Consider the following 13,938-nt stretch of genomic DNA (forward strand, 5'->3'; position numbering starts at 1 on the left):
TTTAGATGAGGGATAACTACCCATTAAACTATATTTTTATCTTATTCAGCTTCTTGCTCTAATAAACGAACGCCATTACCCGCTAAAAAGTGATCTGGCTGAATTTCAATTGCTTTCTTAAATAAAGCGAGAGCCTTCTCATTATTTTCCTCAAATACGTACGCAACACCTAAATTGTAATACGCATCTGCATGCTCCTCATCCATTTCTAATACCTTTTCAAAATAAGGTTTCGCCTCTTGAACGTGTTCTAATCGCGCGAAGCAAAGTCCGCACTGGAATACAGCTTCTACATCGTTTTCATCTAATTCTGTTGCTCTTTGTAAGAATGGTAGTGCAAGACGATCATTTCCAAGCTGTACATGTGTGATACCTAACATAAATGTTACATCAGCTGATTGTAATCCAGCTTGCATTGCTTGTTCAAATACAGCTTTCGCTTCAGTAAATTGCTCTTGGCCATAATATACATTTCCTAAACCATAATAGGCTGCTGCAGATTTATCATCTAACTCTAGTGCACGTTTATAAAATAAAATCGCTCGCTCGCTATCACCTAATACGTCTAATAAATTTGCAAAATTAATGTACCCAAGCGCATCTTTCGGATTTTCTTCGATTGCTTCTGTAAAATTTTTAGCTGCTTCTTCCCAGTTTCCTTCTTGCATATATTGAATACCTGTTTCAAGTTTGTTTGACATGTCCTTCACCTCTACAACAAATTATAACAAAGAATGTATTTTCCAAGCGAACGAAAATTCGCTTTATGTAAAAGAAACCTCTAACCGCTAATCGGCAGAGGCTTCTCATTTATCCTAAATAATCCAATTTCTTACCACTACGGTACACTTCATCAATTGTAGCACCGCCTAAGCACTCATCTCCATCATAGAAAACGACTGCTTGTCCTGGTGTAATTGCACGAATTGGCTCATCACAAAGAATACGAACTGTATTTTCATCAACGATTTGAACCGTTACTTTATTGTCTTCTTGACGATAACGGAATTTCGCCGTGCACTTAAATTCTGTTTCTTTTTCTTTGTTACTTACCCATCCTACATTCGTAGCAATAACTTCATCACCATATAGAAGTTCGTTATGGAATCCTTGATCAACATATAAAATGTTTTCTTTTAGATTTTTCCCAACAGCAAACCATGGATCACCATTACCACCAATTCCAAGGCCATGACGTTGTCCAATTGTATAATACATTAAACCGTCATGCTTCCCTTTCACTTCACCAGATAATGTTTGCATTACACCTGGTTGTGCCGGTAAGTAGTTACTTAAGAAATCTTTAAAGTTACGCTCACCAATGAAGCAAATACCTGTACTATCTTTTTTCGCCGCTGTCGCTAAGCCAGCTTCTTTCGCCATTTCACGAATTTGCGGTTTCTTTAATTCACCTAATGGGAACATTGTTTTTGATAATTGCTCTTGGCTTAATTGATTTAAGAAATATGTTTGATCTTTATTGTCATCAACACCGCGAAGCATTTTATATTCGCCGTCCATATAAGCAACGCGTGCATAATGGCCTGTTGCCACATAATCCGCACCAAGCGCAATTGCATGCTCTAAAAATGCTTTAAATTTAATTTCTTTATTACACATTACATCTGGGTTTGGTGTACGACCAGCTCGGTACTCATCTAAGAAGTACGTAAATACTTTATCCCAGTATTGTTTTTCAAAGTTTACTGCATAATACGGAATACCAATTTGGTTACACACTTCAATTACATCATTGTAATCTTCTGTTGCTGTGCAGACACCATTCTCATCTGTATCATCCCAGTTTTTCATAAAAATTCCGATTACATCATAACCTTGCTCTTTTAATAAAAGTGCTGCTACAGATGAATCGACGCCACCGGACATTCCGATGACAACGCGTGTTTCGTGAGGTAGTTTGTTCATCATGTCACCTCCCATGCTAATTTTGTGTTAATCGCTTCACGATTTTCACTGTTTCGTACGCCGCTTTTTCAATTTGCTCTTTCGTATTTCCAAGTCCAAAACTAAAGCGTACGGATGAACGTATTTGATCGGAGTCTTTTCCAAACATCGCTACTAATACATGTGATGGATCAATCGAACCAGCTGTACAAGCAGAACCACTTGATACTGCAATGCCAGCTAAGTCTAAGTTCACAAGGAAAGGTTCAATGTTCATTCCTGTAAAACTTACATTAAGTACATGCGGTAAGCGATGTTCTAAGTTTCCGTTTACCTCGAAAGTAATGCCTTCATTTTTGAAGACAGATACCATTATATCTTTAAACTCTTCATATTGGGCATTTTTTTGCTCACGAGTTTTTTCAGCTATAAGAATTGCATACTGAAGCCCAGCAATACTAGGCACATTTTCCGTACCAGCACGGCGTTTTCTTTCTTGCTCTCCGCCTATTAATAACGGTTCAAATTTCACATTTGCACCAGCGTATAAGAAACCTACACCTTTTGGCCCGTTAATTTTATGAGCTGAAATTGATAATAAATCAATACCAAACTCTTTCACATTAATTTCTACTAAACCGTAAGCTTGTACCGCATCTGTATGGAAATACGCTTGATGCTCTTTTAACAGCTTTCCTATTTCCACAATCGGTTGCATCGTCCCTACTTCATTATTCCCAAACATAACAGATACAAGAATCGTCTCTTCTGTTAATGCCTTTTGTATGTCAGAAACTTGAATGCGCCCTGTTTCATCGACAGGTAAATATGTCACTTCAAACCCTTCACGCTCTAACAATTCGCACGTATGCAAAATCGCATGATGTTCAATTTGCGTCGTTATAATGTGGTTACCTTTATGACGGTTCGCACGTGCTACACCGATAAGCGCTAAATTATCAGCTTCTGTACCACCGCTCGTAAATATAATTTCATTCGGATTCGCATGAATGCTGCGTGCACACACTCTTCTCGCCTCATCTACTGTGTGACGAGTTTGACGTCCATAAAAGTGAATACTAGACGGGTTCCCGAATATTTCTGTCATATATGGAATCATCTTTTCGACCACTTCTGGGTGAGTCGGAGATGTCGCAGCATGATCTAAGTAAATGCGTTCCATTAAATCTCCTTCTTTCCAAATCGTTTCACAAGGAATTAAATGTAAAACATATAGCCCCCGTGATTTTCTTCCTCATAACGTACTAAATCTTCTAACGTTGTACTATCTAACACTTCTTGCACCGCATCACGAACACGCATCCATAACTGGCGCTGCGCTGGCTCTTCTTCTTCTATCATTTCTACAACACTAATCGGTCCCTCTAATACACGGATTACATCCCCAGCTGTAATGTTAGCCGGTTGATCAGATAATACATATCCGCCATATGCCCCGCGCGTACTCTTTACAAGACGAGCGTTACGAAGTGGTGAAATTAATTGCTCTAAGTAATGCTCGGATAAGTCATGCGCCTGCGCAATTGATTTTAATGAAATCGGACCTTCACCAAACTTTTTTGCAAGATCAATCATAATTGTTAAGCCATAGCGGCCTTTCGTTGAAATTTTCATCTATTTTGCACCTCTTTTCAAATTTTCACTTCTATTGGTTATATCTTATTTATAAAAAGAACACAATTTAAAATCCTATGAAATTATAGCATAATATAGTATTATAAGAAATTTCAACTTGTGTATCAAAATGATAACATAAAATCACATTGAAAAACTCGGGAATTATTACAATTGAAAGAAAAATGAAAATATTATCCTTTATTTTTCCCATAAAACAGCATCCTATTTCAAATTTCGTAGAAAAAAATGATACGATAGAACGAGATTATATATTAAGGGAGACGGTCCAAATGAAACAACCACTCGCACATCGAATGCGCCCTACAAATATTCAAGAAATTATTGGGCAACAACATTTAGTTGGTGAAGGAAAGATTTTATGGCGAATGGTCCAAGCCAATCATTTTCAATCTATGATTTTATACGGTCCTCCAGGTACAGGAAAAACATCCATTGCCAGTGCAATTGCTGGAAGTACCGGTACCCCGTTTCGTCTATTGAATGCTGTTACTCACAATAAAAAAGATATGGAAGTTGTCGTGCAAGAAGCGAAGATGCATCGACACCTCGTTTTAATTTTAGATGAAGTTCACCGTCTAGATAAAGCAAAGCAAGACTTTCTATTACCTCACTTAGAAAGCGGACTTCTTACTTTAATTGGCGCAACGACAAGTAATCCATTCCATGCAATAAACTCCGCTATTCGAAGCAGGTGTCAAATTTTCGAATTACACGCACTAACAGAAGATGATATTTTAATTGGGTTAAAAAGAGCTTTAGAAGATAAAGAAAAAGGCCTTGGAGAATATGCTGTAACGGTAACAGATGAAGCACTACATCACTTTGCAAATGCCTCTGGTGGTGATATGCGTTCTGCTTATAACGCACTTGAGCTTGCTGTATTATCTAGCTTTACTACAGACGATCAAGCGGCTGAAATCACACTCGAGATTGCAGAAGAATGCTTACAAAAAAAGAGCTTCGTTCACGACAAAGGCGGCGATGCTCATTATGACGTATTATCAGCATTTCAAAAATCAGTGCGCGGAAGTGATGTAAATGCAGCGCTCCATTATTTAGCACGCCTTATTGAAGCAGGTGATTTACAAAGTATTGGCAGACGCCTTCTTATTATGGCTTATGAAGATATTGGACTTGCTAGCCCACAAGCTGGACCACGTACACTAGCTGCAATTGAATCAGCTGAACGAGTTGGATTCCCAGAAGCACGCATCCCACTTGCAAATGCCGTTATCGAGCTATGCTTATCACCAAAATCAAATTCAGCTTATAAAGCACTTGATGCTGCATTACACGATTTACGCAACGGTCAAACAGGTGACATTCCAAGCCATTTAAAAGATAGTCATTACAAAGGCGCAGAATCACTTGGAAGAGGCATTGGATATTTATATCCACACGACCATCCAAACGGCTGGGTAAGGCAACAATACTTACCTGATAAAATAAAAAACAAGCAATATTATAAACCGAAAACGACAGGGAAATTTGAGCAAGCACTTTCTACTGTTTATGAAAGATTACAAACTTCGAATAAAACGAAAAATAAAGGGTAACATAAACGAAAACGTCACCATTATGGAGGCTTCGCTTATGAAAACACGTCAAGATGCATGGACAAAAGAAGATGATCTCCTTTTAGCAGAAACTGTTTTACGACATATTCGCAGCGGAAGTACACAAATAAAAGCATTTGATGAAGTCGGCGATACGTTGAACCGGACTTCAGCAGCTTGCGGCTTTAGATGGAATGCTGAAGTAAGGCCGAATTACGAAGATGCTGTGCAGCTTGCGAAGAAACAACGTAAAGAATTAAAGCGCTCTGAAGCTAAAATAGAAAAAAATCAGTTCACGAAAACGAAACAACTCGTAATCGATGCTGAGTTTTCTGAAGATATTACGCCAAGTAAACAAGAACTTACGATGCAAAATGTCATCTCATTTTTGCAAAACTTGGAGCATAATAACCCTTCACTCGCAAAGTTGCAAACTGAAAATGATGTATTACAAGCTCAGCTCACTTCTCTGCAAAAAACGAATCATGAACTTGAAACGAAATTAGCGGTACTCACAAAAAAACAACAAGCAATCGAAGAAGATTACGCGATGCTTGTTCGAATTATGGATCGTGCTCGAAAACTTGTTTCGGTCGAAGAGCAAGAAGAGCAAATTGCCCCGATTTTCAAAACCGATCAAAACGGGAATTTAGATATTATTTATTCTGCTGAGAATTAAAAACAGGGATGTCACTTTTTTGACTGAGTGACATCCCTGTTTGTTTTCGGTAAATCATATATATACATGTCGGTAAATGAAATTATATCAACGATTTTTCGAATATATCTATCGTAACTTGCAATATATCAACGATTTAACGACAAAGATTGACAATAACATTCCTCCTTGTCATACAAGGAAACTCCTAAAACGGATTAGATATTTTTTACTAAAATGATATTATAAACATATACCTTTAAAGGGGGATGGTTGCTATTTCATTAATAATCTTCAAAATAACTCTTGGCCTTCTCGTCCTGACTTTAGCTCTTTTCACCATTAACAGTCTAAAAAAGACATCCGCCTATAAATCAGATAAATATGATTTTTACTTACTAACCTTACTTACATTTGAACTAGTAGTAATGCAAATATCCATATTTCTTTAATACATGTAAAAAAGCATATATCCAAAATGGATATATGCTTTTCTTTTATTCTTGCCCTACACGTTTCACTTCTACATTTTTAATACGTTCACGTACAACGTGACTTGCCATAATTAAGCCTGCCACAGATGGTACGAATGCATTTGATGAAGGCGGTAATTTCGCTTTACGAATTTTTGCATTTTCGTCTGGTACGATTTCTTTACGTACCTCTTCACGAATTACGATTGGGTTTTCGTCAGAGAAGACAACTTTTACACCTTTTTTAATACCCTCTTTACGAAGCTTCGTACGAATGACTTTCGCAATTGGATCTGTGTGTGTTTTAGAAATGTCCGCAATACGGAAACGAGTTGGATCCATTTTATTTGCTGCACCCATACATGAGATAATTTTAATTTTACGACGTAAACATTGTTTAATTAAATGGATTTTGAACGTAATCGTATCAGATGCATCCACTACGAAATCTAAACCGTGCTTAAAGAACTCTTCATATGTTTCATCTGTATAAAACATTTCTAGTCCAATTACTTCACACTCTGGGTTAATGTCTGCGATACGCTCTTTCATTAATTCTACTTTTGAACGTCCTACAGTAGATACTAAAGCGTGAATTTGACGGTTTACGTTTGTAATATCTACAACGTCTTTATCAACTAATACAAGACGTCCTACTCCAGAACGCGCTAACGCTTCAGCTGAAAATGAACCTACGCCGCCAATTCCTAAAATACCGACTGTACTATTTTTTAATATTTCAAGTCCTTCTTTACCGAAGGCTAATTCATTACGTGAAAATTGATGTAACATTCAGCTCTACACTCCTATTACAAAAATGGTCTACCATGTATTCTAGCGTTTTTCCGACTATTTGTATAGAAAAAGTTATAGAATTCCTAAAAATACATATTTCAAAAATGAAAACATAGACCAGAATTTCATTTCTTCCTAAATACACGTTTAAAAAAGAGGATTCAGAGAACCGAGCAGATCGAGGCGCTGAAGCCAGGAGGAGCGCAGTGTAGAAATACTACTCGAGCACCGGACTGGCGAAGCAACGATGAGATGCGACAGTTATCTAAACCGGACTTTTTAAACAACCTCTCAAAAAAAGTCTAGACGGTTATAGTATAACCATCTAGACCCTATTCTTACTTCTCTTCTTTTAAGCTTAATTTTAAGTTTAACTCTTCAAGCTGTGCTTCTGCAACTGGGCTTGGAGCTTCTGTTAATAAGCAGCTTGCGCTTGCTGTTTTCGGGAATGCAATTGTATCACGAAGGTTCGTACGGCCTGCAAGCAGCATAACAAGACGATCTAAACCTAATGCAATACCGCCGTGTGGTGGTGTACCGTATTCGAATGCTTCTAATAAGAATCCGAATTGCTCTTGCGCTTCTTCTTGTGAGAATCCAAGTGCTTTGAACATTTTTTCTTGTACGTCACGCTCGTAAATACGAAGTGATCCACCACCAAGCTCATAACCGTTTAATACAAGGTCATATGCTTGTGCACGTGCTTTTTCTGGTGCTGTTTCTAGTAACTCAACGTCTTCACGGAATGGCATTGTGAATGGGTGGTGAGCTGCGAAGTAACGATCTGCATCTTCATCGTACTCAAGAAGTGGCCAATCCGTTACCCATAGGAAATTATATTTACTTTCGTCAATTAACTCAAGCTCTTTACCTAGACGTAAGCGAAGTGCACCTAAGCTATCTGCAACAACGCTCTTCTTATCTGCTACGAATAGTAATAAGTCGCCAGCAGTAGCCTCTAATGTGCTCATTAACACATTTGCATCTTCTTCACCGAAGAATTTCGCAATCGGTCCTTTTAAGCCGTCTTCTTCAACTTTAAGCCAAGCTAGACCTTTTGCACCGTATACTTTCACGAATTCAGTTAATGCATCGATGTCTTTACGAGAATATTTACTTGCAGCACCTTTTGCATTAATTGCTTTTACTTGTCCGCCGCTTTCTACAGCACTTGTAAACACTTTAAAGCCACAACCTGCTGCAAACTCAGATAAGTCTGTTAGTTCCATTTCAAAGCGTGTATCTGGCTTATCAGAACCGTAGCGAGCCATTGCATCAGCATATTTCATACGAGGGAATGGCGCACTAACTTCTACACCTTTTGCATCCTTCATAACTTTCGTCATCATACGCTCCATCATATCTAAAATTTCATCTTGTGTTAAGAATGAAGCTTCGATATCAATTTGCGTGAATTCCGGTTGACGATCCGCACGTAAATCTTCATCACGGAAACAACGTGCTACTTGATAGTAACGCTCAAATCCGCCGACCATAAGAAGCTGTTTAAATAACTGTGGTGACTGTGGTAGTGCATAGAATTCACCATCATGCACACGACTTGGTACTAAATAGTCACGAGCTCCTTCTGGCGTGCTTTTCGTTAAAATTGGTGTTTCTACTTCTAAGAACTCTTCTGTGTCTAAGAAGTTACGAATTGTTTTCGTTACGTCATGACGCATTTTGAATGTGTTAAACATTACTGGGCGACGTAAGTCTAAATAACGATATTTTAAACGCACATCTTCTGATGCATCTGTATCATCAGCAATGATGATTGGCGTTGTTTTCGCTGCATTTAGTACATTTACTTTTGTTGCTTGTACTTCAATACGACCAGTTGCCATATTGTCATTAATTGCGCCTGCACCACGTTCAACAACTGTACCTTCTACGTGTAATACGTACTCGCTACGAATTGTTTCTGCTACTTCTAACGCTTCTTTTGATGTTTCTGGGTTAAATACAACTTGTACGATACCTGTACGGTCACGTAAATCGATAAAGATTAATCCACCTAAGTCACGGCGTTTTTGTACCCAACCTTTTAATTGAACTGTTTGTCCAACAGCTTCTACTGTTACTTTTCCACATGCATGTGTTCTTTCAGCCACTGTAAGTTCCCCCTATATTAATTTCTCTGCTACGTATGAAGCAAATACATCTAACGCTACTTCTTCTTGTTCACCTGTTGCCATATCTTTTAAGTTAATGATGCCTTTATCTAGCTCATCTTCTCCTAATACAGCTACAAATTTCGCCTTTAGACGATCTGCTGATTTAAATTGTGCTTTCATTTTACGATCTAAATAATCTTTTTCAACTGACAATCCAGCTTTACGAAGATCGAACGCAACTTTTGCAGCATGGTCTTTCGCTTTTTCGCCAAGCGCCACAACGTAACAATCAATACTATGTTCAAGTGGTAATTCAATGTTTTCAGCTTTTAGCGCCATAATTAAACGTTCAATACTCATTGCAAAACCGATACCTGGCATTTCTGGTCCACCGATTTCTTGTACAAGTCCGTTATAACGGCCACCACCGCTTAATGTAGTGATCGCACCGAAACCGTCTGCCTCACTCATAATTTCAAAAACAGTGTGTTGGTAGTAGTCTAAACCACGCACTAAGTTCGGATCTTTTTCAAACGGAACATCCATCATCGTTAATAGCTCTTGAACTTTTTCGTAGTATACTGCTGAATCTTCATTTAAGTATTCTGTAATAGATGGTGCTGTTCCCATTAATTCATGGTTACGGTCCTTCTTACAATCTAAAATACGAAGAGGATTCTTTTCTAAACGAGATTGACAGTCAGAACAGAACTCATCGATACGTGGCTCAAAGTGTGCGATTAACGCATCACGGTGTGCTTGACGGCTCGCCGCGTCACCTAAACTGTTTAATACAACTTTAATATTTTTCAAGCCCATGCCGCGGTAAAATTCAACAGCAAGTGCAATTACTTCTGCATCAATTGCAGGGTCATTACTGCCGATTGCTTCGATACCGAATTGTACGAATTGACGATAGCGACCTGCTTGTGGTCTTTCATAACGGAACATTTGACCAATATAGTATAATTTCGTTGGTTGTGTTGCATCACCAAACATTTTATTTTCAACGTAAGAACGTACAACAGGTGCAGTACCTTCTGGACGTAATGTTAAGCTGCGCTCTCCACGATCTTGGAATGAGTACATTTCTTTTTGTACGATATCTGTCGTATCACCAACACCGCGTAAAAATAGCTCAGTGTGCTCAAAAATTGGTGTACGAATTTCTTTATAATTGTAACGACGGCAAATTTCGCGTGCTTGCCCTTCGATATACTGCCATAACTCAACAGTGCCTGGAAGAATATCTTGCGTTCCGCGTGGGATTTGAATAGACATATTCAGTTCCTCCTCAAATTGTTTTAATCTTAATAAAAATAAAAAAACTCCCGCCTCTACTGTTTAAACAGTAGGGACGAGAGTATTATACCCGTGGTGCCACCCTAATTGAAGCACGTATGCTTCCACTTTTTTAATAACGCTTAAATGTGCGTTCATCCCTACTAAGCGTATATGCCGTTCAAGTTGAAACCTCTAGAGTGTCATTCAATCAGTCATCATGTAGAAATGTTTTCAGCCTAAGACATTTCTTCTCTTTCCATGTGTGTCTCATTTACTCTTCTCTATCAACGGTTATATTCATATGTAAATATAAAATTACTATACGTTTGTTAAGTAGGATTGTCAAGTGCTCTAAGAACGTTCAATCTGCTTCTTTAAACGCTTTACATCTTGAAGAGAAATCCCAAACTCGGAAGCAAGCTCCATTGAAGTATTGTTTTGCTCTTTTGAAATAAAATCATGAAAATTCACGTTAAATAATTGATTTGCACCATTTGTAACAGAATGCCCTTTTTCATTCATACGCATACGTATATCCCTCACATTCAATATGGATGTTTTACTTTTTATTGTTCCATATTGATGGGAGAGTTATACATAACCGAAACTGCTATTGATTCCAAATAAATGAACAAAACATACAACAATGTATAAAAAAGAGAGGATTATATAACCCTCTCTTTTTTATCAACACTATTTACTTTCTACAATTAAGGTCACCGGACCATCATTGATTAAAGAAACATCCATCATTGCTCCGAACTTCCCTGTTTCCACATGTAATCCTTGTTTACGAACTTCTTCATTAAAGAAATCGTATAAACGCTCTGCATAATCAGGTTTCGCAGCATCCATAAAGTTTGGACGTCTTCCCTTGCGGCAATCTCCGTATAATGTGAATTGCGAAATAGATAGAACTTGTCCTTCTACATCAAGTACAGAATGATTCATCTTTCCGCTCTCATCTTCAAAAATACGTAAGTTTGCAATTTTTTCCGCAATGTAAGTTGCATCTTTTTCTGTATCTTCGTGCGTAATGCCAACTAGTAATGTTAAACCGAACGGAATTTGTCCTACGATCTCACCGTCTACTGTGACAGACGCTTTCTTTGATCGTTGTAAAACAACTCTCATCTTTCTACACTCCCTATTAATGCATCATGCGTCGTACTGCATAAATTTCTGGAACTCGTTTAATGCGTTCTACTACTTTTTTCAAGTGTTGTAAGTTACGAATCGAAATTGACATATTAATTGTTGCCATCTTATTACGGTCACTTCTACCAGAAACAGCTGAAATGTATGTTTTCGTCTCTGTAACAGCTTGCAGTACTTCATTTAATAAACCGCGGCGATCGTAACCTGAAATTTCAATATCAACGTTATACTCTATTTCTTTTTCAGGGCTACCTTCCCACTCTACCTCTAATAATCGTTCTACAGCTTCTTCTGTATGAACATTTACACAATCACGGCGGTGAATCGATACACCTCGGCCTTTCGTAATATACCCAACGATATCATCGCCCGGAACTGGGTTACAGCATTTCGATAAACGGATTAATAAATTATCAGCACCGCTTACCTTTACACCAGAATCCCATTTTCGAATTTTCATCGGTTTACGAACTTCTTTAACTTCAACAATTTCTTCTTCTTCGCGTTGCTTGCGGAACTTGTCCGTTAGTCGCGTAACAATTTGCGAAGCTGTAATTCCGCTATATCCAACTGCTGCAAACATATCTTCTTCATTTGCAAAGTTAAATTTCTCAGCGACGCGTTTTAAGTTATCAGGCGCTAATACTTCTTTCATCTCATACTCTAGACCACGTACTTCCTTTTCAACAAGTTCACGGCCTTTTTCAATATTTTCGTCTCTACGTTGTTTCTTAAAGAATTGACGAATTTTATTTTTCGCATGAGATGTTTGAGCAAGTTTTACCCAATCTTGACTTGGGCCATATGAATGTTTCGACGTTAAAATTTCAATGATATCGCCTGTTTTTAATTTATAATCCAGCGTCACCATTTTCCCGTTTACTTTTGCACCAATTGTTTTATTCCCAATTTCCGAATGGACACGATACGCGAAATCAATTGGAACCGATCCAAGTGGTAATTCCATTACATCGCCTTTCGGTGTAAAGACGAATACCATGTCAGAGAATAAATCAATTTTTAATGACTCCATAAATTCTTCTGCATTAGAAGCTTCATTTTGCCATTCTAATATTTGACGGAACCACGTGAGTTTCTTCTCTAATGTACCTGTTGTTTCTGCTGTTTTTCCTTCTTTGTATGCCCAGTGTGCAGCGATCCCGAATTCTGCAATTTCGTGCATTTCTTTCGTACGAATTTGCACTTCAAGTGGATCACCTTTCGGTCCAATTACAGTCGTATGAAGAGATTGATATAGATTTGCTTTTGGCATTGCAATATAATCTTTAAAACGACCTGGCATCGGCTTCCAGCACGTATGAATAATTCCAAGCACTGCATAACAATCTTTGATACTATTTACAACGACACGTACAGCTAATAAATCGTAAATTTCATTGAACTGTTTATTTTGCAGTGCCATTTTACGATAAATACTGTAAATATGTTTCGGTCTTCCAGAGATCTCAGGTTGAATTGCAACTTCTTTTAATTTCTCACGAATACCAGTCATTACTTCGTCTAAGTATTCTTCACGTTCTGCACGTTTACGCTTCATTAAATTTACAATACGATAATATTGTTGTGGATTTAAATAGCGAAGTGACGTATCCTCTAGCTCCCATTTAATAGTACTAATTCCGAGTCTATGTGCTAAAGGTGCAAAGATTTCTAGCGTTTCATTCGCTATGCGACGCTGCTTCTCTTGAGGCAAATGTTTCAATGTACGCATGTTATGAAGACGATCAGCTAGTTTAATTAAAATAACTCGAATATCTTGAGCCATTGCAATAAACATTTTGCGATGGTTTTCTGCTTGTTGTTGTTCGTGAGATTTATATTTGATCTTCCCAAGCTTCGTAACACCATCAACAAGCATAGCAATTTCTTTGTTAAATTCCCGTTCAATATCTTCTAACGTAATCTCTGTATCTTCCACTACATCATGTAAGAAACCTGCTGATACCGTAGCTGGATCCATGTGTAAATCAACTAAAATACCTGCAACTTGAATTGGATGAATAATATACGGTTCACCCGATTTCCTGTATTGTTCGCTATGCGCATCGCGTGCATATTCATAGGCACGTGCTACTAGCTCAATATCTTCATCCACTAAATATTGACTTGCTTTCTCGAGTACCTGTTCAGCTGTTAGTACCTGCTCATTTGCCATCGAATCACCTTTTATTGAAAATTGACTTTATCTTTATTTAATAGAATAAATTATATTCTATCATTATAACCCAATGATTGTGAATTGTGAAAAGGAAAAGATTTTACTGACATTTCACCATAATTTTTTGTTCAATTATACAAAAGTACCCGCTCCT

General features: G+C 37.8%; 12 protein-coding genes and 1 other annotated feature. Of the genes, 2 read left to right on the plus strand and 10 right to left on the minus strand.

Features of this window, described 5'->3' with window-relative positions:
- Window positions 1-41 precede the first annotated feature (41 nt).
- From NST27_RS21520 to cymR, 4 genes are all read right to left on the minus strand, one after another.
- Window positions 42-701: a tetratricopeptide repeat protein gene (locus tag NST27_RS21520; RefSeq protein ID WP_000066407.1), complete on the minus strand. Its 660-nt coding sequence runs from the start codon at window positions 699-701 to the stop codon at window positions 42-44.
- A 109-nt stretch (window positions 702-810) separates the two neighbouring features.
- The gene (gene mnmA / locus NST27_RS21525) at window positions 811-1,926 is read right to left on the minus strand and encodes a tRNA 2-thiouridine(34) synthase MnmA (protein ID WP_001038010.1); all 1,116 of its coding nucleotides are present in this window, start codon (window positions 1,924-1,926) and stop codon (window positions 811-813) included.
- A 16-nt stretch (window positions 1,927-1,942) separates the two neighbouring features.
- Window positions 1,943-3,088 (minus strand): cysteine desulfurase family protein, encoded by a 1,146-nt coding sequence (locus tag NST27_RS21530; protein ID WP_000439893.1) that lies wholly within the window; start codon window positions 3,086-3,088, stop codon window positions 1,943-1,945.
- Window positions 3,089-3,123: 35 nt separating this feature from the next.
- On the minus strand, window positions 3,124-3,540 hold the full coding sequence (cymR, locus tag NST27_RS21535; RefSeq protein ID WP_000704116.1) for a cysteine metabolism transcriptional regulator CymR: 417 nt from the start codon (window positions 3,538-3,540) through the stop codon (window positions 3,124-3,126).
- 293 nt (window positions 3,541-3,833) lie between these two features.
- On the opposite strand from cymR, the gene NST27_RS21540 reads away from it, so the two are divergent.
- Window positions 3,834-5,120: a replication-associated recombination protein A gene (locus NST27_RS21540; RefSeq protein WP_000812919.1), complete on the plus strand. Its 1,287-nt coding sequence runs from the start codon at window positions 3,834-3,836 to the stop codon at window positions 5,118-5,120.
- Between the two features lie 37 nt (window positions 5,121-5,157).
- Entirely contained in the window at window positions 5,158-5,799 is a 642-nt protein-coding gene (locus NST27_RS21545) for an RsfA family transcriptional regulator (RefSeq protein ID WP_000857722.1), read from the plus strand.
- 476 nt (window positions 5,800-6,275) lie between these two features.
- On the opposite strand, the gene NST27_RS21550 is transcribed toward NST27_RS21545, so the two are convergent.
- From NST27_RS21550 to relA, 6 genes are all read right to left on the minus strand, one after another.
- A complete protein-coding gene (locus NST27_RS21550) occupies window positions 6,276-7,043 on the minus strand; it encodes a tRNA threonylcarbamoyladenosine dehydratase (RefSeq protein WP_000903182.1) in 768 nt (255 codons plus the stop codon).
- Window positions 7,044-7,384: 341 nt separating this feature from the next.
- A complete protein-coding gene (gene aspS / locus NST27_RS21555; RefSeq protein ID WP_000840886.1) occupies window positions 7,385-9,160 on the minus strand; it encodes an aspartate--tRNA ligase in 1,776 nt (591 codons plus the stop codon).
- Between the two features lie 12 nt (window positions 9,161-9,172).
- Complete coding sequence (gene hisS, locus NST27_RS21560; protein WP_000027077.1) at window positions 9,173-10,444, minus strand: histidine--tRNA ligase; 1,272 nt, start codon at window positions 10,442-10,444, stop codon at window positions 9,173-9,175.
- 69 nt (window positions 10,445-10,513) lie between these two features.
- Window positions 10,514-10,744 (minus strand) — a binding site (T-box leader).
- A gap of 54 nt (window positions 10,745-10,798) precedes the next feature.
- Window positions 10,799-10,975 (minus strand): hypothetical protein, encoded by a 177-nt coding sequence (locus NST27_RS21565; protein WP_001242605.1) that lies wholly within the window; start codon window positions 10,973-10,975, stop codon window positions 10,799-10,801.
- Between the two features lie 165 nt (window positions 10,976-11,140).
- Window positions 11,141-11,581 (minus strand): D-tyrosyl-tRNA(Tyr) deacylase, encoded by a 441-nt coding sequence (locus NST27_RS21570; RefSeq protein ID WP_001266965.1) that lies wholly within the window; start codon window positions 11,579-11,581, stop codon window positions 11,141-11,143.
- A 16-nt stretch (window positions 11,582-11,597) separates the two neighbouring features.
- Window positions 11,598-13,781 (minus strand): GTP diphosphokinase, encoded by a 2,184-nt coding sequence (relA, locus tag NST27_RS21575; RefSeq protein ID WP_001262812.1) that lies wholly within the window; start codon window positions 13,779-13,781, stop codon window positions 11,598-11,600.
- Window positions 13,782-13,938: the final 157 nt, after the last annotated feature.

This window comes from Bacillus sp. FSL W8-0770, from assembly GCF_038008705.1.
GTDB classification, from domain to species: Bacteria; Bacillota; Bacilli; order Bacillales; family Bacillaceae_G; genus Bacillus_A; species Bacillus_A cereus.

Bases quoted from the DNA above. Each gene is read 5' to 3' on its own strand.
- NST27_RS21520 (WP_000066407.1), bottom strand. From the start codon at position 701: ATGTCAAACAAACTTGAAACAGGTATTCAATATATGCAAGAAGGAAAC.
- mnmA (WP_001038010.1), bottom strand. From the start codon at position 1,926: ATGAACAAACTACCTCACGAAACACGCGTTGTCATCGGAATGTCCGGT.
- NST27_RS21530 (WP_000439893.1), bottom strand. From the start codon at position 3,088: ATGGAACGCATTTACTTAGATCATGCTGCGACATCTCCGACTCACCCA.
- cymR (WP_000704116.1), bottom strand. From the start codon at position 3,540: ATGAAAATTTCAACGAAAGGCCGCTATGGCTTAACAATTATGATTGAT.
- NST27_RS21540 (WP_000812919.1), top strand. From the start codon at position 3,834: ATGAAACAACCACTCGCACATCGAATGCGCCCTACAAATATTCAAGAA.
- NST27_RS21545 (WP_000857722.1), top strand. From the start codon at position 5,158: ATGAAAACACGTCAAGATGCATGGACAAAAGAAGATGATCTCCTTTTA.
- NST27_RS21550 (WP_000903182.1), bottom strand. From the start codon at position 7,043: ATGTTACATCAATTTTCACGTAATGAATTAGCCTTCGGTAAAGAAGGA.
- hisS (WP_000027077.1), bottom strand. From the start codon at position 10,444: ATGTCTATTCAAATCCCACGCGGAACGCAAGATATTCTTCCAGGCACT.
- NST27_RS21565 (WP_001242605.1), bottom strand. From the start codon at position 10,975: ATGCGTATGAATGAAAAAGGGCATTCTGTTACAAATGGTGCAAATCAA.
- NST27_RS21570 (WP_001266965.1), bottom strand. From the start codon at position 11,581: ATGAGAGTTGTTTTACAACGATCAAAGAAAGCGTCTGTCACAGTAGAC.
- relA (WP_001262812.1), bottom strand. From the start codon at position 13,781: ATGGCAAATGAGCAGGTACTAACAGCTGAACAGGTACTCGAGAAAGCA.